At 57.8% G+C, this 21,583-nt stretch carries 21 protein-coding genes and 2 pseudogenes; 13 read left to right on the forward strand and 10 right to left on the reverse strand.

Annotated features, from left to right (window positions below):
* The first annotated feature begins 65 nt into the window (after nt 1-65).
* Nucleotides 66-947 (forward strand): PhzF family phenazine biosynthesis protein, encoded by an 882-nt coding sequence (locus CYR32_RS06915; protein ID WP_101823663.1) that lies wholly within the window; start codon nt 66-68, stop codon nt 945-947.
* Between the two features lie 49 nt (nt 948-996).
* Here the strand turns inward: CYR32_RS06915 and CYR32_RS06920 are convergent, their stop codons facing one another.
* Complete coding sequence (locus tag CYR32_RS06920) at nt 997-1,194, reverse strand: hypothetical protein (RefSeq protein ID WP_101823664.1); 198 nt, start codon at nt 1,192-1,194, stop codon at nt 997-999.
* A 424-nt stretch (nt 1,195-1,618) separates the two neighbouring features.
* Here CYR32_RS06920 and CYR32_RS06925 point away from each other — a divergent pair, with 424 nt between their 5' ends.
* The gene (locus tag CYR32_RS06925) at nt 1,619-1,786 is read left to right on the forward strand and encodes a con-10 family general stress protein (RefSeq protein ID WP_101823665.1); all 168 of its coding nucleotides are present in this window, start codon (nt 1,619-1,621) and stop codon (nt 1,784-1,786) included.
* Nucleotides 1,787-1,913: 127 nt separating this feature from the next.
* Nucleotides 1,914-2,747 (forward strand): annotated as a pseudogene (locus CYR32_RS06930) (OBAP family protein); the annotation flags it as partial.
* A 102-nt stretch (nt 2,748-2,849) separates the two neighbouring features.
* Here the strand turns inward: CYR32_RS06930 and CYR32_RS06935 are convergent.
* Nucleotides 2,850-3,482 (reverse strand): alanyl-tRNA editing protein, encoded by a 633-nt coding sequence (locus tag CYR32_RS06935; RefSeq protein ID WP_101823667.1) that lies wholly within the window; start codon nt 3,480-3,482, stop codon nt 2,850-2,852.
* Nucleotides 3,483-3,615: 133 nt separating this feature from the next.
* Nucleotides 3,616-4,704, reverse strand: a complete 1,089-nt coding sequence (locus CYR32_RS06940) for a hypothetical protein (RefSeq protein WP_101823668.1) — start codon at nt 4,702-4,704, stop codon at nt 3,616-3,618.
* Between the two features lie 686 nt (nt 4,705-5,390).
* Here CYR32_RS06940 and CYR32_RS06945 point away from each other — a divergent pair.
* The 4 genes from CYR32_RS06945 (at nt 5,391) to CYR32_RS06960 (ending at nt 9,221) form a co-directional block, all read left to right on the forward strand.
* Nucleotides 5,391-5,672, forward strand: coding sequence for a YjcB family protein (locus tag CYR32_RS06945; protein WP_101823669.1), 282 nt, complete (start codon nt 5,391-5,393; stop codon nt 5,670-5,672).
* A gap of 203 nt (nt 5,673-5,875) precedes the next feature.
* Nucleotides 5,876-6,418, forward strand: coding sequence for an antibiotic biosynthesis monooxygenase (locus tag CYR32_RS06950; protein WP_101823670.1), 543 nt, complete (start codon nt 5,876-5,878; stop codon nt 6,416-6,418).
* A gap of 540 nt (nt 6,419-6,958) precedes the next feature.
* On the forward strand, nt 6,959-8,407 hold the full coding sequence (locus tag CYR32_RS06955) for a sugar porter family MFS transporter (protein ID WP_101823671.1): 1,449 nt from the start codon (nt 6,959-6,961) through the stop codon (nt 8,405-8,407).
* A gap of 142 nt (nt 8,408-8,549) precedes the next feature.
* Nucleotides 8,550-9,221, forward strand: coding sequence for an RES family NAD+ phosphorylase (locus CYR32_RS06960; protein WP_101823672.1), 672 nt, complete (start codon nt 8,550-8,552; stop codon nt 9,219-9,221).
* Nucleotides 9,222-9,249: 28 nt separating this feature from the next.
* Here CYR32_RS06960 and CYR32_RS06965 read toward each other — a convergent pair whose 3' ends face one another.
* From CYR32_RS06965 to CYR32_RS06995, 7 genes are all read right to left on the reverse strand, one after another.
* The gene (locus CYR32_RS06965) at nt 9,250-9,861 is read right to left on the reverse strand and encodes a DNA-binding protein (RefSeq protein ID WP_101823673.1); all 612 of its coding nucleotides are present in this window, start codon (nt 9,859-9,861) and stop codon (nt 9,250-9,252) included.
* A gap of 133 nt (nt 9,862-9,994) precedes the next feature.
* Nucleotides 9,995-10,399 carry a hypothetical protein gene (locus tag CYR32_RS06970; RefSeq protein ID WP_101823674.1) on the reverse strand — a complete coding sequence of 135 codons (405 nt, stop codon included), beginning with the start codon at nt 10,397-10,399 and terminating at the stop codon, nt 9,995-9,997.
* Nucleotides 10,400-10,931: 532 nt separating this feature from the next.
* Nucleotides 10,932-12,191 carry a phospholipase D-like domain-containing protein gene (locus CYR32_RS06975; protein WP_101823675.1) on the reverse strand — a complete coding sequence of 420 codons (1,260 nt, stop codon included), beginning with the start codon at nt 12,189-12,191 and terminating at the stop codon, nt 10,932-10,934.
* Nucleotides 12,184-12,825, reverse strand: a complete 642-nt coding sequence (locus CYR32_RS06980; RefSeq protein WP_101823676.1) for a MotA/TolQ/ExbB proton channel family protein — start codon at nt 12,823-12,825, stop codon at nt 12,184-12,186. Before CYR32_RS06980 ends, CYR32_RS06975 begins: the two co-directional genes overlap by 8 nt.
* Before the next feature lie 14 nt (nt 12,826-12,839).
* On the reverse strand, nt 12,840-15,080 hold the full coding sequence (locus tag CYR32_RS06985) for a TonB-dependent receptor family protein (RefSeq protein ID WP_101823677.1): 2,241 nt from the start codon (nt 15,078-15,080) through the stop codon (nt 12,840-12,842).
* Between the two features lie 33 nt (nt 15,081-15,113).
* On the reverse strand, nt 15,114-15,878 hold the full coding sequence (locus tag CYR32_RS06990; protein WP_101823678.1) for an energy transducer TonB family protein: 765 nt from the start codon (nt 15,876-15,878) through the stop codon (nt 15,114-15,116).
* Nucleotide 15,879: 1 nt separating this feature from the next.
* Complete coding sequence (locus CYR32_RS06995; protein WP_101823679.1) at nt 15,880-16,287, reverse strand: ExbD/TolR family protein; 408 nt, start codon at nt 16,285-16,287, stop codon at nt 15,880-15,882.
* A 712-nt stretch (nt 16,288-16,999) separates the two neighbouring features.
* Here CYR32_RS06995 and CYR32_RS07000 point away from each other — a divergent pair.
* The 6 genes and pseudogenes from CYR32_RS07000 to CYR32_RS07020 all read left to right on the forward strand — a co-directional run bounded on the left by CYR32_RS07000 (nt 17,000) and on the right by CYR32_RS07020 (nt 21,573).
* Complete coding sequence (locus CYR32_RS07000) at nt 17,000-19,435, forward strand: glucose/quinate/shikimate family membrane-bound PQQ-dependent dehydrogenase (protein ID WP_101823680.1); 2,436 nt, start codon at nt 17,000-17,002, stop codon at nt 19,433-19,435.
* A gap of 348 nt (nt 19,436-19,783) precedes the next feature.
* The gene (locus CYR32_RS07005) at nt 19,784-20,242 is read left to right on the forward strand and encodes an STM2901 family protein (protein ID WP_101823681.1); all 459 of its coding nucleotides are present in this window, start codon (nt 19,784-19,786) and stop codon (nt 20,240-20,242) included.
* Nucleotides 20,236-20,568, forward strand: coding sequence for a DUF1493 family protein (locus tag CYR32_RS07010; protein WP_101823682.1), 333 nt, complete (start codon nt 20,236-20,238; stop codon nt 20,566-20,568). The genes CYR32_RS07005 and CYR32_RS07010 overlap by 7 nt, the downstream gene beginning before the upstream one ends.
* A 34-nt stretch (nt 20,569-20,602) precedes the next feature.
* Nucleotides 20,603-20,734 (forward strand): annotated as a pseudogene (locus CYR32_RS22075) (STM2901 family protein); the annotation flags it as partial.
* Nucleotides 20,728-21,066, forward strand: a complete 339-nt coding sequence (locus tag CYR32_RS07015; protein ID WP_101823683.1) for a DUF1493 family protein — start codon at nt 20,728-20,730, stop codon at nt 21,064-21,066. The pseudogene CYR32_RS22075 and the gene CYR32_RS07015, both read left to right, overlap by 7 nt.
* A 21-nt stretch (nt 21,067-21,087) precedes the next feature.
* On the forward strand, nt 21,088-21,573 hold the full coding sequence (locus CYR32_RS07020; RefSeq protein ID WP_101823684.1) for an Hcp family type VI secretion system effector: 486 nt from the start codon (nt 21,088-21,090) through the stop codon (nt 21,571-21,573).
* Nucleotides 21,574-21,583 lie beyond the last annotated feature (10 nt).

Raw genomic sequence — 21,583 nt, forward strand, 5'->3', positions numbered from 1 at the left:
GCGCTGGCTGCCGTGGGGCAAATCGGCTAGGCTGTTGATCCCTCAACAGATGCCAAGGAAATGCCATGACCCGCCAGCGCCGTTTTAAACAGATCGATGTATTTGGTTCCACGCCACTGCGGGGCAACCCGCTGGCCGTGATCATGGAGGGGGACGGCCTCAGCACGGCGGATATGCAGTCCATGGCGCGCTGGACCAACCTTTCTGAAACCACCTTTGTGCTGCCGCCCACGGATGCGGCGGCCGATTATCAGGTGCGGATTTTTACTCCCTATTACGAACTGCCGTTTGCCGGCCACCCGACGCTCGGCACCGCTTACGCGCTGCTGGAGGCGGGGATTATCACGCCCAAAAACGGCAAACTCATCCAGCAGTGCGGCGTCGGTCAGGTGGAGATCGCCGTTCACGGCCCGCAGACGCTGGCATTCAAATCCCCGGCCGCTGAGATCGCCCCGCTGCCGGCACCGCTGCGGGCGCAGGTGACCCCGGCGCTGACGGGCGGCGCTGTCTCCTGTCGCGCCGTGCCGCAGGCGGTGGCGATGGGCATCCGCTGGCTGGTGGTAAAGATGGAGAGTGCGGAAGATGTGCTGGCGGTAAACGCCGATGCCGCGGCGCTGGACGCGCTGATTACCGCGAGCGGCTGCAACGGCGTGACGCTGTACGGCACGCACCCGGCGGGCGGCCCGGCGCATCTGGAAGTCCGCGCATTATTGGTGAAGCAGGGGGCGCTGGTGGAAGACCCGGTCACCGGCAGCGCCAATGCCTGCCTGGCGCAGCTGTTACGGCAGCAGGATTTTGCCGGGCTGGAGGCGTTGCGGCACGGCTATCAGGTGCGCCAGGGCACCTGCCTGCAACGTAACGGCCGGGTAGAGGTGAATTTTACCGACGGTGAGCCGTGGATCGGCGGCCTTTGCCATACGGTGATTGACGGCCGCGCCGCATTTTAAACCGGGCGCGTTTTAACCTTAATGATTACCGGGTGGGACATACCGCCCATCAGATATTGCGCATCACCTCCACGTGGCGCGCAAAATCTTTTTTTACTTCGTCACTGTGCGGATTAACAAACGCTGTTCCATCTTCGTCGATAAAAATACGCTCTTTATCATCCAAATCTTCTTCAAGATTACGGGCTGAAATCAAATTCAGGAATTTATCGGGGCTGGAAAATATATCGATGAGTTTTCTTAGCATGCCTGCTCCTGTGAGTTGCGCTCAGCGTAAGTCCTCTATTTATAGCGCAAAACGCCGGTGGCGCAACCTGCGGGTGATTTGCTGCGCCCGGTATCACCGGCACGGAAATAGCAATTAGGAGGATTCTTAAGCGCAATTTTTGCTCACTTATTAATCACCCAACTGTACAGGATAAATTCTTCGTACAACTTTCCCGCCGCTAAGATATTGACCCCACTTTATTCCTTCTTTATTCCGGGTAAAGCACTCAGGTTTATTTTCACGGGTGTTTAACTGTCCGCTTTTTTTAATGCCGCTTCGCTTGTCAATATTAAGTGATTGGCTAAGCTCAAAGTGTGGGCAATATCCGGTGTAATGAGTCTGGCACCGTCACATCCTGCCGGACGCTCACAGCCCTTATTCTCACTCACTGATAGGAGGTGTCATGGCCGAGCATCGTGGAGGTTCGGGAAACTTTGCGGAAAACAGAGAAAAGGCATCTGAAGCAGGTAAAAAGGGTGGACAGCGCAGCGGCGGGAACTTTAAGCATGACCCGGCCCGCGCGTCCGAAGCTGGACGAAAAGGTGGCCTGCACCGTAATCAGGCTGACTGACGCGTATGATTGCTGGCGACAGTGTCACCTCACTGGCAAGCTGACTGGGGTTGTTTGACCCCAGTCAGCTTTTTATTAGGCTGCGGCCATGCCGCGCCATGATGTAATGCGAAGGAAGGCGTTATTTATGCACAATTCTCCCCTGTCAACTCCTCTGGAAACCCCCTCCCCCTTACCGGCACCGCGGCGATCTCTGCTCGGTGCGGCGCTCTGCGCGCTGTTGCTGGCCTCGCCCCTGGCGCATTCTGCCGCGCCGAGTAACGTCAAGGCACCGGGCGAAGAGAAGACCACCAAAGATGCGTTGCTGGAAACCGGTGCTTCTGCCCTGCAAGACCGGGCACCGATTGACGCCATCAGCGCCTATCTGGACGGCTTCCACTTCTACAGCGGCGACAAAAACGGCCAGATGGAGGCGCACCACTACGTCACCATCCTGAATGATGATGTGATGCAGGCGGTGATCTACGACGGCAACGGCAAAGATGCCAAGCTGATGGGCGTGGAGTACATCATCAGCGAGCGGCTCTATAAAACCCTGCCGCCGGAGGAAAAGGTGCTGTGGCACAGCCACCAGTACGAGGTGAAATCGGGCAGCCTGCTGGCCCCCGGCCTGCCGGAAGTGGCGGAAAAAGCGCTGATGGGCAAAATTGTGAATACCTACGGCAAAACCTGGCACACCTGGCATACCGACCGGGATCACGACCTGCCTTACGGCATCCCGGCGTTGATGATGGGCTTCACCGCCGATGGCCAGCTTGACCAGAAGCTGCTGAAAGACCGCGACACACGCATCGGCATTGATTCCAAAGAGCGGCAGAAAGATCGCGCCGACCTGCCTGCCCATGCGCCCGATCCCCTGTCCAACGCCTGGGAGAAAGGGAAAGTGATCCAGCTCCAGCGGGTCGAGGGCGGCGGCGAGCACCAGCACGGCGACACCGGCTTTACCGGCCACGCCGAACAGGTGGTGCGCAAAGAGGCGCAAGGCACTAAACCCGTGGAAGGCGAAAAACCTGCTAACGCGGCCACGCCCGCCGGCCAATAACCGGCGGGACGTGCCGGAACGTTAAGGGGCCGGCGCGTAGCCGATCTGCAGCTGGCCTTTTTTGACTTTCACCTGTAGCGCGCCCAGGGCGGGGAGCGCTGCGGTGTTGGCGACATGGGTGCCGCCGCAGGCGTAGGTCACTTTGCCACCGAAGCTCACTTCACGCAGGCCATCCTCCCGCAGCACAATCCGCCGCGGGAGTTGCTCGGCCACCAGCTGCGCGTAGCCCTGTTGCAGCGCTTCCGTCTCCGGCAGGCGGCTCTCCGGCCCGGCATTGAACGTCACTTTCGCCTCACCCGGCCGGTGGTTGGCCTTCACCGGCTGCCAGCCGAACTGCTCGCCTAAATAGCCCAGCACATGCCCGGCCGAGTGCAGGCCGCTGTGCAGCGCGCGCGACGCCGCGTCAACCCGGGCCGTCACCGGCCCCAGCGGCACCGGCTCACTGAGCAGATGCAGCACCCGCTCCCCGTCACTGCTGACATTCAACACCTGCGCGCTGCCTATCATGCCGCTGTCGGCCGGTTGGCCGCCGCCCTGCGGGTGGAACGGCGTGGCGGCCAGCTCGGCCAGGAAGCCCCCTTCGGTGGCGTCGCAGCGCAGCACTTCAGTCTGCACGGTTAATTCATCACTGTTCAGGTACAGTCGGACGGTCATGGCGCTCTCCCTGGGTTATCGGATTTTTATTATAAGTGGAGCAGCGTAAAGGAAAATCCGCCCGGATGACAATCAGAAGTGTGCCCCTCAGCCGGGCGCCGCCCTCCCGGCAGGCGATGTTACGCAGGGTGCATTACGGCACCGGGGGCACCGTAGGCGGCGGGGTGCCGCCACTGCTGCTGCCGCCACCGCCGCCGTTTCCTCTGGCTTTGCTGATTAACCCGGCTTTCATTTTGCTCAGGCCGTCGATCATTTCCATCATGCTCGGTGGTGCCGCTCCCTCTTTGGAGAAGGAGGAATCACCGGCCATATTCCAGTCTTTGAACACATTCAGCATCTCCTCTTTCTGGGCGCTGGCCCCATAAATCTGCAAATAGAGGCGGCCGAAGTTCAGCGCATGCTGGCGATCTTTACGCCGGATCGATTCATGGGTGTAATTACGTGAGGTGCTGAAACAGACATTCGCCAGCCAGGACAACAGCCCGACCCCTAATACCCCGCGGAAGAAGACATATAACAGCGCGATCTCATCATAGACTTTGGCATTCGCCAATAAGACCGACCCTTCTGCAAAGGTAAAAAAGGCGGCAAACACGGCAGCAGAGGCGGCCGTAAACCCGGCGATTGACCATTTATTTGCCAGCTTGGCAAATGACTTATCATCAAGGTCTAATTTGGCGCTGACCTCTTTCACATAGCCGGGAATTTTCCCGTCGATCCGTTTTTGCTGGGATAACTCCTTCAGCTCCTTATTCTCTTTGCGCAGCTCTTCATTCTCAATCCCCAGCGTTTCTGACGACTCCTGCAAGGTTTTATAACGCAGGGCCGCCTTTTCCAGCAGTTGCGCACGGTCAGTAAGCTGCTGGATATCCTGTCTTTTTTTGGCAAGGCGAACGTTCTGTTCTTCAATCGTCTGGTGCAGTGCCGTCATTTCCTGTTTATGCTGGCGTACCAGCAATTCATAGAGGTAAGCGTGCCCGCCCTCCATCGCTGCGCCGTCAACTTCCCCCGCTTCCAGATCTTTATAAAAGGTATTGTTCAGGTAATCTTTTTGCCGGCTATGGAAACTCTGCTCCAGGTCATCCAGTAAATGATCCACTTCCTCCATTTTGTCACTGCCGAGCAACGGCAGTAATTCCAGTACAACCTCCTCATTGATATAGCCAACCCGCATTAAAAAATCGATGTACTCAAAATAGACATGCTTACTGCTGAATTTCATAGGCCTGTTACTCCCTTCAGATGACGTGTTAATGTAATTCCCCTTCCTCCCGGCTCTCCCGAAACCTGATATATGGCCTCTGTGCATGGAACAGCGTAAATAAGGCAATGACGGCAATCGCCGGCAACCATTAGCCATACTGATATAATCAGGCAAGTTGGGCTATTTCGCCTTAAGAACAGACATCAAATTGGCTATTATATGGAGATAAAAAAAGCCATTAAAAGAAGTGAAATAACATGAGCGTCATTGAGCGGAAATAAACAGGCGGTTAATTTCAAAGAACGCTCAACGATACCCGCACCGTTATCATTTATCCGCGCTATTTCCCTGATCCCTCACCCGGAATTCCCCTGCGCCCGCATCCTGCGTGCAATGAGACACCCCGCCCCCGCCACTGATAACCGTGAGCACGGCTGCGGCGATATTTTATGCTGCTTACGGCAGATCCGCCGTAAGGCTGCCGTGTGGGAAGCCGCTGCCCACGGGAGACGCGGGGCAGCCTGGCCGGATCGGCCGAAGGTCAGTTTTTGTCGCGTTTAAATTTTGATCGCTGAAAAAAACACGTATATAATGTGAGCACTATCACACTTTAGTGCAATTCGTCTGACGTGCTTTACACCGCCAACGCGCGACCCCAATAACGCCGGCCCGCGGTAAGCATCGAGTTATTAAGGATCATCATCATGAGTGCCATTGCCACCAGCGTCGTGTTGGCGCGTTGGGAAATTCTCAGCGCCGTTGTTATGTTTTTTGCCAGTACCCTCAATGTTAACCTGCGTAAAGCCAGCCGCCACGGCCTGGCGATACTGACCAGCGGCATCGGTATTACTATGTCCTGCTGGTTTGTAATGGGGTTGCTGGGGATCACCAGCGCGGATATGGCGCTCTACGGCCAGCACGCCAAAGACCTGTTTGTGGAGATCATGAGCCACACCCCGGAAAACTGGCCGATGCCGATGCCATAACCGGCCATTCACCGCAATGCCCTTCCCCGGCATTGCGGTTTTGTTTTACCCCCTGTTCCCTGTTTCCCCGCTGCTCCCCTGTTTATTGAATTACATCGTTAACAATACTGATTATATTTTTTAACCCGTCCTGAGTAGAATAATAAGCAGTGGCCTGCCGGGCAGGTTTTCCGCTCTCTCATCACGACTCAGGGACATCAACTATGACAACCTCAGAACCGGTTACGCTGGTGATTACCCACACGCTCCAGCCCCAGCAGCAGGAGGCGTATGAACGCTGGCTGCGGCGCATTATGCCGGTGGCAGAGCAGTTTGAGGGGCATCGTGGTGTTAACGTTATCCGGCCCAGCGGCGAGGGCCACATCTATACGATTCTGATCCGCTTCGATACGCTGGAAAATCTCACGCGCTGGACGGCCTCCGCCGAGCGCAAATCGTTGCTGGCGGATGCTGAGCCCCTGCTGGACGGCGGTGACCGCATTGAAGTGCAGGCCGGGAGCCAGTTCTGGTTCACCCCGCCGCAACAGGGCGTCCGCCGCCCGGCGCGCTGGAAACAGTACGTGCTGACGCTGGCGGTGATCTTCCCGTCAGCGGAGCTGGTGCCGCGCTTCTGGAACCTGATCGTCCCTTCCCTCTCCGGCACCCTGGCCGGCCACCTGCTGAATGACGCCACCGTGGTGGCGCTGGTGGTATTTTTCTGGATGCCGTGGCTGACGCGCGCACTGGCAGGCTGGCTGAAACGCTGAGCCTCTCCGGCCGCCGGGCCGCGGCCGGGCGCTACTTGCTGATCAACCGGATGCCGAGCTGGGACAGGGTGCCCAACTGGGAAGGGTGGGAAACGAAAAGAATCCACAAGGAGAAGGAGCAAGCAATCATAATGGTGACAATCCGGTAAAACATTCCGTGTATCCTTGCAAACGCTGTTGTTCTTGCCTGACTTTCAGACAATCCCTCATTGACGGGGGTGCTCATTACTATAGATGACTCCGGCATTTTTCCCCATACGCAAGCAAAAATTTTTGTTTAAGATTGGTTTACCTGATTTTTAACCCTCGTTAAAACTGCCTGTCTGCCCCGCCGGAAAAATTCGTTCCATACCGTGACTATTTCTGCCCACATTGTGACGGCTGCTGCTTTTTATAGCGATTGAATTGTAAAAATTAGCGCTGCATCACATCTGCACCTAACCTTATTTTTTGTTGCACCCGTTTAAGAGTGACGCGTTAACGTCACCTGATGGCAAAAAGAGAATAATTATAGGGAGAGAGTGTGTGACGAATAGCACAATGAATGAGCAGGCAGGCGCGAAGATGACCGCCAAAACGCCGGTAGAACCCCTGGTAAAAGTCATCGCCGTTATCGCCACGCTGGGCGGCCTGCTGTTTGGTTATGACACCGGGGTGATCGCCGGCGCGCTGTTGTTTATGAAGCATGACCTGCACCTGACCCCGCTGACCACCGGCCTGGTGACCAGTTCCCTGATCCTGGGGTCCGCGTTCGGGGCGATTGTCGCCGGCCGTATCGCCGACCGCTTCGGCCGTAAAAAAGTGATCCTGATCATGGCCGTGATCTTTATGGCAGGTTCCCTCGGCTGCGCCACCGCGCCGAATGCGCACATCATGATCCTGTGCCGCTTTATCCTCGGCCTGGCCGTGGGCGCGGCGGCGGCGATTGTGCCGGTCTATATCGCGGAGATTGTTCCGGCAAACCGCCGCTGGCAGTTTGTGACGCTTCAGGAGCTGATGCTGGTCTCCGGTCAGTTGCTGGCCTACACCAGTAACGCCGCGATCAACGAAGTCTGGGGCGGTGAGGCGACCTGGCGCTGGATGCTGGGTATTGCCTGTGTGCCGGCGGTGGTGATGTGGGTCGGGATGCTGTTCCTGCCCGATACGCCGCGCTGGTATGCGATGCACGGCCGCTTCAGTGAAGCGCGTGATGTGCTGGAGCGCACCCGCCACTCCCGCTTTGTGGAGCGCGAAATGGCGGAGATCCGCAAAGCGGCTGCCCAGAAAGGTGAGCGCCACTCCCGCCGTAAAAAGACCATCTCCACCTGGATGAAACGGCTGGTGTTGCTGGGGATCGGTGTGGCGATGCTGCAACAGCTTTCCGGCGTCAACACCATCATGTTCTATGCGCCGACCATGTTGCAGTCCACCGGCATGGGCACCAACGCCGCGCTGTTTGCGACCATCGGTAACGGGGCAATTTCGGTCATCATGACCTTTGTCGGCATCATGCTGCTGAGCAAAATCGGCCGCCGCCCGCTGCTGATGATTGGCCAGATGGGGTGTACCTCCATGCTGCTGATTATCGGTGCGCTGAGCTACTTTATGCCGGAGACGGTGAACGGTGAGCCGAACATGCTGCGCAGTTACATGATCCTCGGCGGGATGCTGCTGTTCCTCTGCTTCCAGCAGGCTGCCCTGTCGCCGGTGACCTGGCTGCTGCTGTCGGAGATGTTCCCGCAGCGCATCCGCGGCCGCGCCAACGGTATCTCAGTGTTTGCGATGCAGATGACCAACTTCACCATTACCCTGTCGTTCCCGATGCTGTTGCAGGCAATTGGGTTGTCGATGAGCTTCTTCGTGTTTGCCGCAGTCGGCATCGCCGGCGGTATCTTCGTGGTGCTGTTCGCCCCGGAGACCCAGGGCAAGTCACTGGAGCAGCTTGAGAAACACTTTAAAAAGCACTTCTCTGACGACACCCCGCCCGCTTCCCAAACCCCGGCAGCGTAACCGGCACACGGCTCAGAAAAAGCCCCTCCTGAGGAGGGGCTTTTTTATGGGCGCTGCCGGATAGCATATAATAACTGGGATATTAACGGGATAGCGGCCTGACGCCCCGCTTCAGCACGACACCTGGTGACGGGAGCCTTTCATGCCCACCCCTCCGGCATTCGATTATCCGCAATTAGAACAGGCGATCACCGCCCTTTTTGAGGCGCAACGGTTGCCCACGCATCTGACCGGCACCGGTACGCTGAAGCGCTGGCAGGCCCAGGCGTGGCCGTCTGCGCTCTATTTTGGCCGGGGTGAGGGCCGGTACAGTGCGCCGGACGGCGCGTTCGGCGTCTGCTACATGGCGGAGAAAGCGGTGTCAGCGCTGGCCGAAAGCTACGGCAGGCTGATGCATAAAAACGCGCTGAAATTTATCGATGAGTCCGATGTTGAAAACTCACGCCTCTGCCTGATCCGCCCGCGCCGCCCGTTGCGGTTTGTGGATGTGGGAAAGCTGCTCGGGATGCTGCACATCACGCTGGATGCCTCGGTGGGCGATGATTACACCCTTACCCAGCGGGTGATGGCCTGCCTCTACGCGCTCGCCGGAGACAAGTATGACGGTGTCTGTTATGTCTCACGGCACTTCCCCAGCGCGGATTTCTGTTATGCCGTGTGGGAAACGGACGAAGTGCGGTTCGATGATGCAGGGATGATGAACCTCGCGGAGTACCGGGACAGCGACGCCCTGCCCGCCCACTGGCCTTATGATGACATCACGGCGGAGGAGCTGCTCGAAGAGGTACTGCGATTCCGGATTGTGCCGCTGTAGCCGCGTCTCTTTGTAAAAAAGGGACGCGTTAATCGGCGATCTGCTCGCCCATCTGTTTCGCGGCGCGCAGCATGAGGGCAATATCCTCACTGCTTGTGTCTTCGCGCATAATATCGAGCGGGGTTTTCCCCTTGCCGTGCAGCGGGGTGGTTAAGAAAGAGATGCGCGCCACCGGCCCGATGCCGCTGTGCAACGCTTTCATCACCGTTTCAAAGTGGGGTAACAGCCCCCCTTCTTTAAACTGGAACAGCGGGAAAACGTGGTCGCTGTTTTTCTTGAAGGCGATCAGCTTATTGCCTTTTACCCGCAGATTCACCGCCTGGCGGGAAATGCCTAAAATCTCTGCCACGTCCACCGCTTTAATCACGCCGCCCAGCTGCTCAATCTGTTTATAAAACGCGGACAGGTTCTCAGCGCGGCGTTTTAATTTATGCAGCTCGCGCTCGGGCGTGCGGGCGCTCTGTTCCAGCACCGTGGAGTAGAGCAGCTGAAACAGGTCGCTGTCCGGCAGCACCAGCGCATCACTGGCTTTCGCTTTCTCCGCGAACTCAGGCATCAACGCGCTGAGCATGGTGTCGAAGCGTTTTTGCAGCAAGACCTGCAATTCTGTTAACTGACGTGACCCGGCGAGAGTGCTCATAAAACCTCCTGATACTTGACCATGAGTGTATGCGCGTATGATGGAGTGGTCAAGTAAAGGTGGGTATAGGGATGAATGGGAGAGAGGAAAGAGCTATGTTCAGCCCGGCAGACCGGCCGGGCTGAAAGGGGTGTCAGGTGTTGAACGTGCGCTCTTGCAGATAACGCCAGCGGGCCGGTTGGGTAGACACATCAATCATCGCCACTGATACGCGCTGTGTGGCCGCCCCTTTTGCATGGTGAGTTTCCCGGTAACGAATGGCCACCAGCGATCCTTCAATCGCCAGGGTTTCGCACTGGCTGATCTCAATACGCAACCCCGGTTGTACGCCCGCGCTGTTTTTGAAAAAACGCTTAACCTGACCATAACTTAGCCAGGAGCCCTGGGACGTCAGCATCCTGAAATCGGGCCGGAACTGGGACATTAACTCCGCGACCCTGTTTTGGGCATCATCAATAGGCAGGGTGTATATCTGCTGAATAGTGTCATGAATATCCATCACACTGCGCTCAGCGCGGCGGGCAAGCTCTTTTTGCATTATCTCTCCTGAAATCATGAATAACGCATTTATAGAAAACCGGCGTCATGCCGATAAATATGCGTAAATACTCAGGCTAATAACATTCCGTTGATAACCGCAGCCGGGAATAAGGGTATTAAGAATAACGGTAATTGAAGGTGAAACTCATTTGAAAATACCTGTAAAAGCTAAAATCCGTTGCAGCGTTTGTCAACGACTTAATGCACGCAATGCAGAAAGGGTGGCTTATTCATCCTGTTCCATAAAAATATCATACTCTAAAATCAATAATAATCAGAGAGTTAAATTAAACAAAGAGAAGGAAAGCATAAAGAGTTGCCGCTACATCAGAAAACATTATCACCTTTTCGCAATAAGAATAACCTGCCCAGGCCCGCGGCTATTTATCCCTATTTTTATACATTTCTCTTATGACATAATTATTTCCATATAATTACTTTATTGATAGCTCCCCCCTGATTTCTGACATCACCGGAGCGGCTGCCTGCCGATCCGGTGTGCCTTTACGCGGATAAATGCCTCCGGGCCATCACTTCCCCGTCTCTCCGCCCGGTTTCGGCGTGGGGTAGTCATACTCAATGCGCAGCGGCGCGGCGAGGGGGCTGTCCCAGAGCTGCTGATAAAGCCGGTCGAGCCGGGCGGCCATCGCGCCGCTGTTCATCACCAGCTCAAGGTTGCGGGAGTTGTCGAAATAGCCGCCGCTCCAGTTGCTGGTGCCGACCCAGGCGAGCCGGCCGTCGATGGTCATGATCTTGCTGTGTACCACCCGCGCATAGGGGATGAAGCCGCCCGGTGCCGGGGGGATGGTGGCGATTCTGACCTGCACGTTCGGCACCAGCGCCAGGCTTTTCAGCCAGTCAACCGCCGGTTTGCCGGTGTTCCAGTCCGCCACCATCAGCTCGACCTTTACGCCGCGCGCGGCGGCGCGGCGCAGGGCGTTGTCGATCAGCGGGTAGAAGGGGCGGCTGGGCTTCGGCCCATAGGAGAGCGGCGCATACTCCATCACCTGCACGCGGATGCGCTGCGTGGCGGCATCCAGCAGGCGCGGCAGCACTGCCTGTGAGTCGCGCACGCCCGGCGGGTTCCAGTCACGCGGGCTGGCGATCAGGTAGTTACCGTGGAGCAGATCCCCCGCCGGTGCCTGCTGCGGCACCCCCGGCACCGGCCGGCCGGTCACCAGCCGGGGCTGCGCCTGCCAGTCCTGCTCAAACACCGCCGCGATCTGCGCCACCACCGGCGCATCACTGATGCGCACGCCGGTCTCCTGAATGTGCTCCAGCGCGCGCCAGTCAAAATTCTGGCTGCCGACAAACGCCTCGCGCCCATCCACCACCAGGTATTTGGCGTGGATAATGCCGCCCGCCAGCTTGCCGAACGGTATTATGCGCAGCTCAAGGCCGGGGATCGCCTGAAGCTGCGCCAGTGTCTCCGGCGTGCTGAGGCGCACCCCTTTCTCTTCCAGCAGGAGGCGGATTTTTACCCCGCGCCCGGCCGCCTCGCGCAGCGCCGCCAGCACCGTTTCCAGCTCCGAGCCGGGCTGCCCCGCCACATAAAACTGGGCGATGTCGATGCGCTGCCGCGCCCCGGCGAACATCTCCCGCCATACCGCCTGCGCGCTGCGCAGGTCATCCGCCTGGAGCGGCGTCCCGGCCGGGGCGTTATACACCAGTTCAAAACCGGGGATCTCAAAACGGGCGGCGGCCGGGTGCGCCAGCGTCAGCAGGCAACTGCCGCAGATCAGGCGGTGCAGGTGGCGTTTCAGCCACCTGAGGAGACGGCCGTCAGGCATAGCGTTTTGCCCCGCTCTCCGCCCAGGGTGCGTCCTGCTGCGGTGCCGCCGCCTGACTGCCGGCGCGGATCAGCAGCACTTTCAGCAGTTCACTGATGCGCTCCATGCGGCTTTGCAAATAGTTGTTCCCTACCAGACAGATCAGCGCGATGGCGATGCCGAGGCCGGTGGCGTAAAGCGCGGTGCCCATCCCGGCGGAAACCTGGCTGGCATCGGAGATGCCGGAGGCGGAGAGTGCTTTAAAGGTATCGATGATTCCCATTACCGTGCCGAGCAGCCCCAGCAGCGGCGCGGCGGTGACCACTGTCTCCAGCAGCCAGATGCCGCGTGTCAGGCAGGGTTTGCTCAACAGGTATTGGGCGTCGATCACATCCCCTATCGCCTCCGGGGTGGCGCGGTTTTTCTGCGCCAGCACCGGCTCAATCACCCGCAGCGGCAGGCTGTTGCGGCGGGTCAGCGCTTCCGGCAGGCCCGCCGCGCTGCGGACGTCCGGCGTCAGGCTCTGCGCCAGCTGCGCTGCCTGTTTCTGCGTCCAGGCGAAGCAGATCGCGCGTTCAATAATAATCACCAGCGACACCGCCAGCGCGGCATACATTACGTAGAAAATCAGGTCGTGTAACAGGGTAGCGTTCATCGTTTGGCTCTTTATCAGAAGGTGGCTTCCAGCGAGACGCTGAAAGTGCGCTCCTCGCCAACGTTGTAATACGGGGTGGCGGCATCCACACCATTATAGGCCGCGGCGTTAAACACCGTGGTGCGCGCCGAGGTCAGGTACTCTTTGTCGAACAGGTTGTTGATGCCGAAACGCAACACGGCGCTTTTCACCATCACCTTATCCACCGGCAGGTAGACGCCCGCTGCCAGGTCAAACACCGTGCGGCCGCCGATCTCCTCATCATTGGTCATGTCGCCGTAGAAGGACCCGACATACTTCCCGCTGACGCTGCTGTAGTAGCGCCCGTCGTCATAGCCCAGCGTCATGTTGAACAGGTTTTTCGGCGCGTTCGGGATCTGCTTGCCGCGGGTCTGCAGCAGGCCGCCGCGGTTGGTTACGTCATCCTGCTGCTCGGAATCGGTGTAGGTATAGGAGGTGTAGTAGTTGAAGTGGTGCGGAAGCTGGCCGCTCCACTCCAGCTCCAGGCCGGTGTTCTCCACTTTGCCGACGTTCAGGAACTCATAGTCGCCGTCCGGGTTGGTGGTAGAGACCTGGCGGTCGGTGTAGCGCAGGTAGAACAGCGTGGCGCTCAGCAGCATATCTTCCCGCTGGAAACGCCAGCCCAGCTCGTGGTTCCAGCTCAGCTCCGGCTTGGTGTTCACCGAGTCGCCGACGTTATACAACACATAGTTCGGCGGCGTGCGCATGTTGCGCGACAGGTTATAGAACACCTGGTTTTCCGGGTTGATGCGGTAGCTGGCGCTGAAATTTGGCAGGAACTCGTGGTAGCGGGTGCTGCGGTTCTCCGGCGCGCTGCTCAGGCTGCCGCGGTTTTTGCCCTGGCGCTCGACGTGCTGGTACGCCAGCCCGCCGATCAGCGTCCAGTCCGGCGTCACGTACCAGGTGTCCTGCACCCAGACTTTCTGCGCCGGGGTCACGGTGTACTGGTCACGCCCCTGCACGATTTTGCCGTTGGCATCCCTGACCTGCCCGCCGCCGCCGGACCCGCCCCAGACGTCCGCCGGGTTGCCGTCGCCTTTGATGGCGATAAACGGCTGGGTCTGCGACTGGCGCGTGCGCTCATACCAGTAGCCAACGTCCATGCTGTGCTGCTCGTTGATGTCCCACTTCAGTTTGGTGGTCACGCCCGGCCGCCAGGTCTCCGTCCACGACGGGCGGTAGTAGGTGTCGCTGCTCAGGTTGCTGAGATCATACTGCCCGGCGCGGTCTGAAGTTGACGAGAGGGTGCTGGCCGACTGCCCGGTGAAGCTGCCGCCGTTGCCCCAGTAATAATAGGGCTGCACGGTGAGCGTCAGGTCGTCACGCAGTTGCAGATTCTGGGTGAAGCTCAGGTTCAGCGTCTCAAACGGGTTGCGGTTGAGTTTGTAGTAGCTGGTGAGCTGGCCGCGGCTGTTGTACTGCGGCGTGGTCGGGTAGTCCTGGTCGCGCCCGCCCTGGTCAAACTGCGCCTTGCTCAGGGTGTTGTAGTTGTTATTTTCCTGCCGGTTATATTTCACGATCAGGTTGCTGCTGTTGCCGTTCTCCGCCTCGAACAGCGAGTTCATCTCGAATTTGTTGGAGTAGAGCCGCCCCTCGCCGCGCCACTTTTTCGCTTCGGTATGGGAGTAGGAGATCCAGTTGCTGAAGCCATTGACCTCGCCGGTCTCCAGCCGCGCAAAGGTTTTGCTGAGGTTGTTGCTGCCGAGGATCTGTTTGACGAAGCCGCCGAAATCCTTGGCCGGGCGGCGCGTCACCAGGCCGATGTTGCCGCCGCTGGAGCCGATGTGCGGGCCATCCGCTTCTGACGAGCCCTGGGTAACGAAGATCTGCTCAATGTTCTCCTCGTCGCCGACCTGGTTGGCGTAGACCTCATAGTTGCCGGAGTCATTCATCGGGATGCCGTCGATAGACATACCGATCTGATCGGACTTCAGCCCGCGCATGGTGTAATCAAAGCCGCTCAGCCCGCTGGAGTCGGTGCTGTTGACGTTCAGCCCGGGGGTAAATTGCAGTTTGTCGATGGCGTTACCCGCGCTGGGCTGTTTGTCCATCGCCTCTTTGGTAAGGGTAGAGCGCGCCTTGGGCGTCTCCTCCTGCACCATCATGCCGCCGCCCAGTGACTGGCCCTCGACGGTGATATTCCCCACATCGGTGCTCTCTGCCGCCTGTGCCGCGTAAGGCAACAGCGCAGAAATCACGGCCAGACCGATCCCAGAGTGTTTAAAGGTTTTCATAGCGTGTCCTGTGCATTGTTATGGTGTCCGGGCTTACGGCGCCCGGTAAGTAAAGGTGGCGGTAAAGCGGCGGCTGCTCTGCCCGGTGAACGCCTCGGGCGGGAACGGCTTCACCTGGCTTATCCCTTGCAGGCTGCTCAGTGCGGCGCGGTTCAGCAACATGCTGCGGGCTTTGGTGCTGATGCCTGAGGCCAGCACGCGGCCGCTGCGATCGACCTCCAGCCAGACTTCCACGTTGCCTTCCGGCCGCTCCAGCGACGCCTGCCGCCCGGTCGGGTAGCGCTTGCGCGAATCCAGATCGCGGCGCAGCGCCTGCTGCCAGGCGCCTTCCAGCGCCGGGGCGTTGTTGGCAGGCGTTGCTGCCGCCGGGGCAGCGGGTTTTGCCGGGGCGGCGGGCGCGGCGACGGCTTTTGGTGCCGCAACGGCACGCGGTTTCTCTGCCGGTCTGGTGTTTACCGGCTTCGGCGCCGGGCGCTTTTCTTTCGCCTTCGGCACCGGCCTGGGTTTAGGCGGTGGCGGCACCACGACCGGGGCGGGTGTCTCAATCAGCGGCACCGGCGGCGGTTCAGGCTCCGGCAGCGGTTCAGGTTCCGGCAGCGGCTCGGGCTGCGGTTCGGGTTCCGGCTGGGGTTCAGGTTCCGGCGCGGGCGGCTCCGCCAACGCCAGCTCCATCGTAGATTCATCGTAACGGGGCTGGATGTTCAACGGCGGCTGCTGGCTGAGCATCAGCGCCCAGCCCGCCACCGCCACGACCGGCAGCCAGCTGATAAGGTGTCGGGAACGGTAGAGGAGATACATGTCACAGCTTCCGCGTCGCGAGGGAGACGGCGGTAAACCCACCCTGGCGCAGGCTGTCCATCACCGCCACCAGCCGCTCCACCGCCACGCCTTTGTCACTGTTCAGGATGATGGTGGTGGTCTGGCCGGCGGGCTGCTGCTGTTTCAGCGTGGTGACCAGCGCGTCCAGCGCAACCGGGCGGCCGTCGAGCTGAAGCTGGTCGTTATTGCCGAGCGTGACGATGGCACGTTTCTGCGGTTTGAGCTGTTGCGCGGTGGCCGCGCCCGGCAACTGGGTTTTCAGCCCCTGGGAGGGGATCACGTTCAGGCTGATCAGCACAAAGAACACCAGCAGAAACATCATGACGTCGATCATCGGGATCAGTTCGATGTGCGCCTTATTCTTTTTCGGTTCGTTCCAGTTACGCATTAGCGCTCCCTCATTAAGAAAGCAGCCAATATAGTCAGGATATGTTTAATTTTTGTTACGTTTTGAAGATGTTTTGCTCACACTATTATCAATTACATGACAATAGTTACAGATAGAAATTAAATGTTCATCACACTTTCCACGACAACTAAAAATCCCCGGTAAAAAGGCATGATTTGCCGGATTGTGAATCATCCGGAACATTATCGTTTTGTTTTGTCTGAATTTTATTCACCCCACTTATTAATCAATTGTTAACACTGATAAAAATCCTCATTGAGGAAAATGGGGCTGTAAGGCCTTGATTTTCTGATCACCACAGCCTTTCATTATTTGCCACCCCCACGCCAGGCAAGGGTTTTACGCTATTTCCGCCAATGATGGGCACCGTTTATGCTGCCTGATAAGCCGTGCGCGGAGGCGTCTGCCGCCCCGTTTTTGTAGCAAAAATGCTATTAGCTAGTAGTCTCATTGTTATGGGTTATTCACTAACACATGTACCAGATGGTACACTGCGCGCGATTTATGGTCCGCTGACACGTTTCCTTCCAGGGGCGGGCTGTAATGGGTACATCACGGACAGGTTCCGTATTTAACTATCCAGAAATAGCCCGGTGATAAAGCGTGTTTCTGCCCGGCCCGCCGTCTGCGTCGCGGGTCAATCTGGGCGCCCCTCTTTTCACCGGCGGCTATTTCTCCAGGAGTTTGTGTTATGGCTGAAACAAAGGCCCGCGCCTCACGCGCGCTGGGCATATGGTCTGTACTTTTTGGGCTGGTGCTGCTCGCCATCGGCCTGTTCTTCGCCATCGGCGGGGGCCAGCTGGTCTCGCTGGGCGGGAGCTGGTACTTCCTGATCGCGGGTATTGTGGTTCTTCTGTCAGCAATTCAGTTCTTCCGCCGTAAGTCCTCGGCGGTGGCGCTGGTGCTGCTGTTCTTCATCGGCACCGTTATCTGGGCGGTGGCTGAAGTAGGGTTCGACTTCTGGCCGCTGGTCTCCCGCCTGATGGTGCCTGCCGGGGTGATGCTGGTGGCTTTCGCCACCTGGCCTGCCCTGCGCAAGCGCGAAGGCAAAGCGCCGCTGGCCGGGGTCTCCTATGGCCTGGCGGTGGTGGTGGCCGTGGGGATGGTGGCGACGCTGGTGCAGATGTTCCAGCCGCACCCGACCGTTGCGTTTGACGGTAAACCGCTTCCCCTGGTGCCGGTCGATAAAGCGAAAGCGCAAAAAGACTGGGATAACTACGGCAACACGCCGGAAGGCAGCCGCTTTGTGGCGCTGGACCAGATCACCCGCGACAACGTGAAAGATCTGAAAGTCGCCTGGACGTTCCACACCGGCGACATCCCGGACAGCCCGACCGGCAACGGCGCGGAAGACCAGCAGACCCCATTACAGGTAGGTGACCGCATCTTCCTCTGTACGCCGCACAACAACGTGATCGCCGTGAATGCCGACAACGGCAAAGAGATCTGGCGTCATGAGGTGAACGCGCAGGCGGAAGTCTGGAACCGCTGCCGCGGCCTGGCTTACTTCGACGCCACCAAACCGCTGACCCAGCCGACCGTGCCCGGCTCAACCCCGGTCCCGGCCCCGGCACTGGCTGCGGGTGATACCTGCCAGCGTCGCCTGATTATGAACACCATCGACGCACGCCTGATCGCGGTCAACGCCGACAACGGCCAGCTCTGCCAGAACTTCGGCAACAACGGCGTGGTGGATCTGAAAGCAGGCCTCGGCGAAGCACAGGACCCGAAATACCAGCTCACCTCTGCCCCGACCCTGGCCGGGACGACGGTGGTGGTCGGCGGCCGTATCGCGGATAACGTGCAGACTGACATGCCGGGCGGCGTGCTGCGCGGCTTCGACGTGATCACCGGCGAGATGCGCTGGGCGTTCGACCCGGGCAACAAAGACCCGAACATGGCGCTGCAACCGGGCCAGACCTACGCCCGCAGCACCCCGAACTCCTGGGCGCCGATGTCCTACGATCCGGCGATGAACACCGTGTTCATGCCGATGGGCAGCTCCTCGGTGGACCTGTGGGGCGGCAACCGCACCCCGCTGGACCACAAGTACGCCACTTCCATCCTGGCGCTGGATGCCACCACCGGGAAAGAGAAGTGGGTCTACCAGACCGTGCATAACGATCTGTGGGACTTCGACGTCCCGATGCAGCCGAGCCTGATCGACTTCCCAGAGAAAGACGGCAGTAGCAAACCGGCCGTGGTGTTCGGCACCAAGGCGGGCCAGATCTTTGTGCTGGACCGCATGACCGGCCAGCCGCTGACCAAAGTGGAAGAGAAGCCGGTTAAGAAAAGCGACATCAAAGACGAGCAGTACTCCGATACCCAGCCGTTCTCCACCGGGATGCCGCAGATTGGCGCGGAAACCCTGAAAGAGTCCGACATGTGGGGCGCGACGCCGTTTGACCAGCTCGCCTGCCGCATCGGCTTCAAATCGATGCGTTATGACGGCCTGTTCACCGTGCCGGGCACCGACAAGGCGCTGAGTTTCCCAGGCTCCCTGGGCGGCATGAACTGGGGCAGCCTCTCGACTGACCCGAACAATCACTACATCTTCGTCAACGACATGCGTCTTGGCCTGTGGGTGCAGATGATTCCGGCCGACACCAGCAAGATCGCCCGCGGCAGCAACGGCGGCGAGGCGATCAACACCGGGATGGGCGCGGTACCGCTGAAAGGCACGCCGTATGCGGTTAACAAAAACCGCTTTATGTCCCCGCTGGGTATTCCGTGCCAGAAACCGCCGTTTGGTACCCTGTCGGCGATTGACCTGAAAACCCAGAAAATCGTCTGGCAGGTGCCGGTCGGCACCGTGCAGGACACCGGCCCGTTCGGTGTGAAAATGCGTGTGCAGATGCCGGTCGGGATGCCGACGCTGGGCGGCACGCTGGCGACCCAGGGCGGCCTGGTGTTCATCGCCGGTACGCAGGACTACTACCTGCGCGCGTTTGACTCCTCCACCGGTAAAGAGGTGTGGAAAGCGCGCCTGCCGGTCGGCAGCCAGGGCGGCCCGATGAGCTACGTCTCCCCGACCACCGGCAAGCAGTACATCCTGATCTCCGCCGGCGGCGCACGCCAGTCCCCGGACCGCGGTGACTATGTGATCGCCTACGCGCTGGACAAATAAGCACGACGCGTAACCTTCTGTACTGATAATAAAAACGGCTCCCTGAGGGAGCCGTTTTTCTATCTATCCTGCCTATCACATCGTTCCTGTTCGCTCATAAGCAACGGTTTCACAGCGTTTGCCTGAAGAACTCTCCCACCAGCGAGCGGGTTGGGCGTGGTTGCCGCTGCACACCAGCGCGGTAGACAAAGGGCCTGACGCTCAATGAAACGAAAAGGCATGCTAAGCCATTTTCCCGCCCCCTGACGCTGGCTTTGTCCCATTATGCACAGACTGTTTTTATTGACCAAATTCAATACACTTAGTTAGTGTATGGCTATTTCATGCTCATAACGAGTCAGTTAACCGATGGATACGGTAGAAGAACTTAACGGGACATACTTCTATGCGGGTAAAGCAAATCTTACCGCCAGTGAATTATTCTTTATGGTGTTTGTGATGAATACAGCGGATCATTTTGGGATAAAAGACATTGCGGCAGTCGTCGCTCTCTATAGTGGCGTTAACAATCAAAAAACAAGGACAAAACCTAAAGGAGCCAAAGAGGGGACTTCACGTGTATCTAAATCCATGAGGAGACTTTTTAAAACTGCAAAATTCCCGCTAGGAATAAAGCTACCAACATGGGTTGGAGGTTACACCCCATGGACAGCAGAACGCAGAATGGTTGCCAAAATAAGTACTTTTGTCGGGCGAACGTTCCCTCTTGTAGGTGAAGTGATTTTACTTGCTGATGTATCACAGATCACCTACTGCTCTGTACGTGATTACAACCGTATAGCAAGGGATGGTGATAAATTATGGTAGACAATATTGACCACCGTATTTACGCACTGGTCAGACGCTACAATGGCGTTTATCTGTTCCAAAATGAGAAAAAGCAAAGGCAGTTAAATCCTGATACCGATCTGGATACAGATATGCAGTTAGATGTAGGTGAAGCAGAAGAACTTATGGAAGAGTTTTTTACAACTTTCCAGGTTGATAAGGAAAACTTCAAAATTGAAACCTACTATCCTGACGAACCTTTCTCATGGAATCCCTTCAAAAAATTCCCCCCCATACCCGTACCTGATTTCACTATCGGTATGTTGATTGAATCAGCAAAAGCCGGGCGCTGGTTATATGACTAAACACACGCAAGGGGCTTTCACATGGCTATACCTCATTGCGCCATTTGTTGGCCGCTCAATACCTTTGATCGGCCAAGTTATTCTTGTTGCTGATGTATCGCAGATCACCTACTGCTCTATACATGATTACAACGCCATAGCCCGTGATAAGGATAAGTTATGGTAGAGAGCGATGTTGGTGACATCGAGCAGCAAGTGATTGCGTTAGTCACCCGTTACAGCGGCGTATACATGTTCAGGAAAAAGAAATACGACACCTATACAACCGAATCCAATATTCACTTTGATGTACAGCTTGATGTTGACGACGCCGAAGCGCTGATGAATGAGTTCTTTACAGCATTCAACACGGAGCGAGGAAATTTCAAACTTGAAAATTACTACCCAGATGTGCCGCTTTCATGGAATCCATTTAAGAAACAAATAATAGATGTACCTGATTTCACTATCGGTATGTTGATTGAATCAGCAAAAGCGGGGCGTTGGTTATATGACTAAACACACGCAAGGAGCGTTTACATGGCGATACCTGTTCACTTATTTTTGACTGACGATGGCGGCGCAGTGATCCGGGGTTCTTCCGATGTGCAAGGCCGGGAAGGAAGTATGGAAATTCGGGCATTGCAACACAGTTTAACCCTCCCTACCGATCCCATGACAGGAAAGGTGACCGGCACCCGTCAGCACTCACCGTTCCACTTTACCAAGGCGCTTGATAGCGCATCGCCCTATCTCTTTAAAGCCGCGGCAACAGGGCAGACGCTGAAATCTGCGGAGTTCAGGTTCTACCACATCAATGATGCCGGGCAGGAAGTGGAGTATTACCGGATCACCCTGGAAAACGTAAAAGTCATTCTGGTCAGTCCGGTGATGTATGATACGCGGGGCTGCCCGGGCACAGGCCACATGGAAGAGGTCGCCCTGAATTACGAGAAGATCACCCACCTGTACAAAGACGGCAATCTGTCAGCGCATGACGCATGGAATGAGCGCCCTGCTGCATAACCAGAAGCGC

The sequence above is a fragment of the Chimaeribacter coloradensis genome (genome assembly GCF_002858715.1).
In the GTDB taxonomy this organism is placed as follows: Bacteria; Pseudomonadota; Gammaproteobacteria; order Enterobacterales; family Enterobacteriaceae; genus Chimaeribacter; species Chimaeribacter coloradensis.

Bases quoted from the DNA above. Each gene is read 5' to 3' on its own strand.
- CYR32_RS06915 (WP_101823663.1), top strand. From the start codon at position 66: ATGACCCGCCAGCGCCGTTTTAAACAGATCGATGTATTTGGTTCCACG.
- CYR32_RS06920 (WP_101823664.1), bottom strand. From the start codon at position 1,194: ATGCTAAGAAAACTCATCGATATATTTTCCAGCCCCGATAAATTCCTG.
- CYR32_RS06925 (WP_101823665.1), top strand. From the start codon at position 1,619: ATGGCCGAGCATCGTGGAGGTTCGGGAAACTTTGCGGAAAACAGAGAA.
- CYR32_RS06935 (WP_101823667.1), bottom strand. From the start codon at position 3,482: ATGACCGTCCGACTGTACCTGAACAGTGATGAATTAACCGTGCAGACT.
- CYR32_RS06940 (WP_101823668.1), bottom strand. From the start codon at position 4,704: ATGAAATTCAGCAGTAAGCATGTCTATTTTGAGTACATCGATTTTTTA.
- CYR32_RS06945 (WP_101823669.1), top strand. From the start codon at position 5,391: ATGAGTGCCATTGCCACCAGCGTCGTGTTGGCGCGTTGGGAAATTCTC.
- CYR32_RS06950 (WP_101823670.1), top strand. From the start codon at position 5,876: ATGACAACCTCAGAACCGGTTACGCTGGTGATTACCCACACGCTCCAG.
- CYR32_RS06955 (WP_101823671.1), top strand. From the start codon at position 6,959: ATGAATGAGCAGGCAGGCGCGAAGATGACCGCCAAAACGCCGGTAGAA.
- CYR32_RS06960 (WP_101823672.1), top strand. From the start codon at position 8,550: ATGCCCACCCCTCCGGCATTCGATTATCCGCAATTAGAACAGGCGATC.
- CYR32_RS06965 (WP_101823673.1), bottom strand. From the start codon at position 9,861: ATGAGCACTCTCGCCGGGTCACGTCAGTTAACAGAATTGCAGGTCTTG.
- CYR32_RS06970 (WP_101823674.1), bottom strand. From the start codon at position 10,399: ATGCAAAAAGAGCTTGCCCGCCGCGCTGAGCGCAGTGTGATGGATATT.
- CYR32_RS06975 (WP_101823675.1), bottom strand. From the start codon at position 12,191: ATGCCTGACGGCCGTCTCCTCAGGTGGCTGAAACGCCACCTGCACCGC.
- CYR32_RS06980 (WP_101823676.1), bottom strand. From the start codon at position 12,825: ATGAACGCTACCCTGTTACACGACCTGATTTTCTACGTAATGTATGCC.
- CYR32_RS06985 (WP_101823677.1), bottom strand. From the start codon at position 15,080: ATGAAAACCTTTAAACACTCTGGGATCGGTCTGGCCGTGATTTCTGCG.
- CYR32_RS06990 (WP_101823678.1), bottom strand. From the start codon at position 15,878: ATGTATCTCCTCTACCGTTCCCGACACCTTATCAGCTGGCTGCCGGTC.
- CYR32_RS06995 (WP_101823679.1), bottom strand. From the start codon at position 16,287: ATGCGTAACTGGAACGAACCGAAAAAGAATAAGGCGCACATCGAACTG.
- CYR32_RS07000 (WP_101823680.1), top strand. From the start codon at position 17,000: ATGGCTGAAACAAAGGCCCGCGCCTCACGCGCGCTGGGCATATGGTCT.
- CYR32_RS07005 (WP_101823681.1), top strand. From the start codon at position 19,784: ATGGATACGGTAGAAGAACTTAACGGGACATACTTCTATGCGGGTAAA.
- CYR32_RS07010 (WP_101823682.1), top strand. From the start codon at position 20,236: ATGGTAGACAATATTGACCACCGTATTTACGCACTGGTCAGACGCTAC.
- CYR32_RS07015 (WP_101823683.1), top strand. From the start codon at position 20,728: ATGGTAGAGAGCGATGTTGGTGACATCGAGCAGCAAGTGATTGCGTTA.
- CYR32_RS07020 (WP_101823684.1), top strand. From the start codon at position 21,088: ATGGCGATACCTGTTCACTTATTTTTGACTGACGATGGCGGCGCAGTG.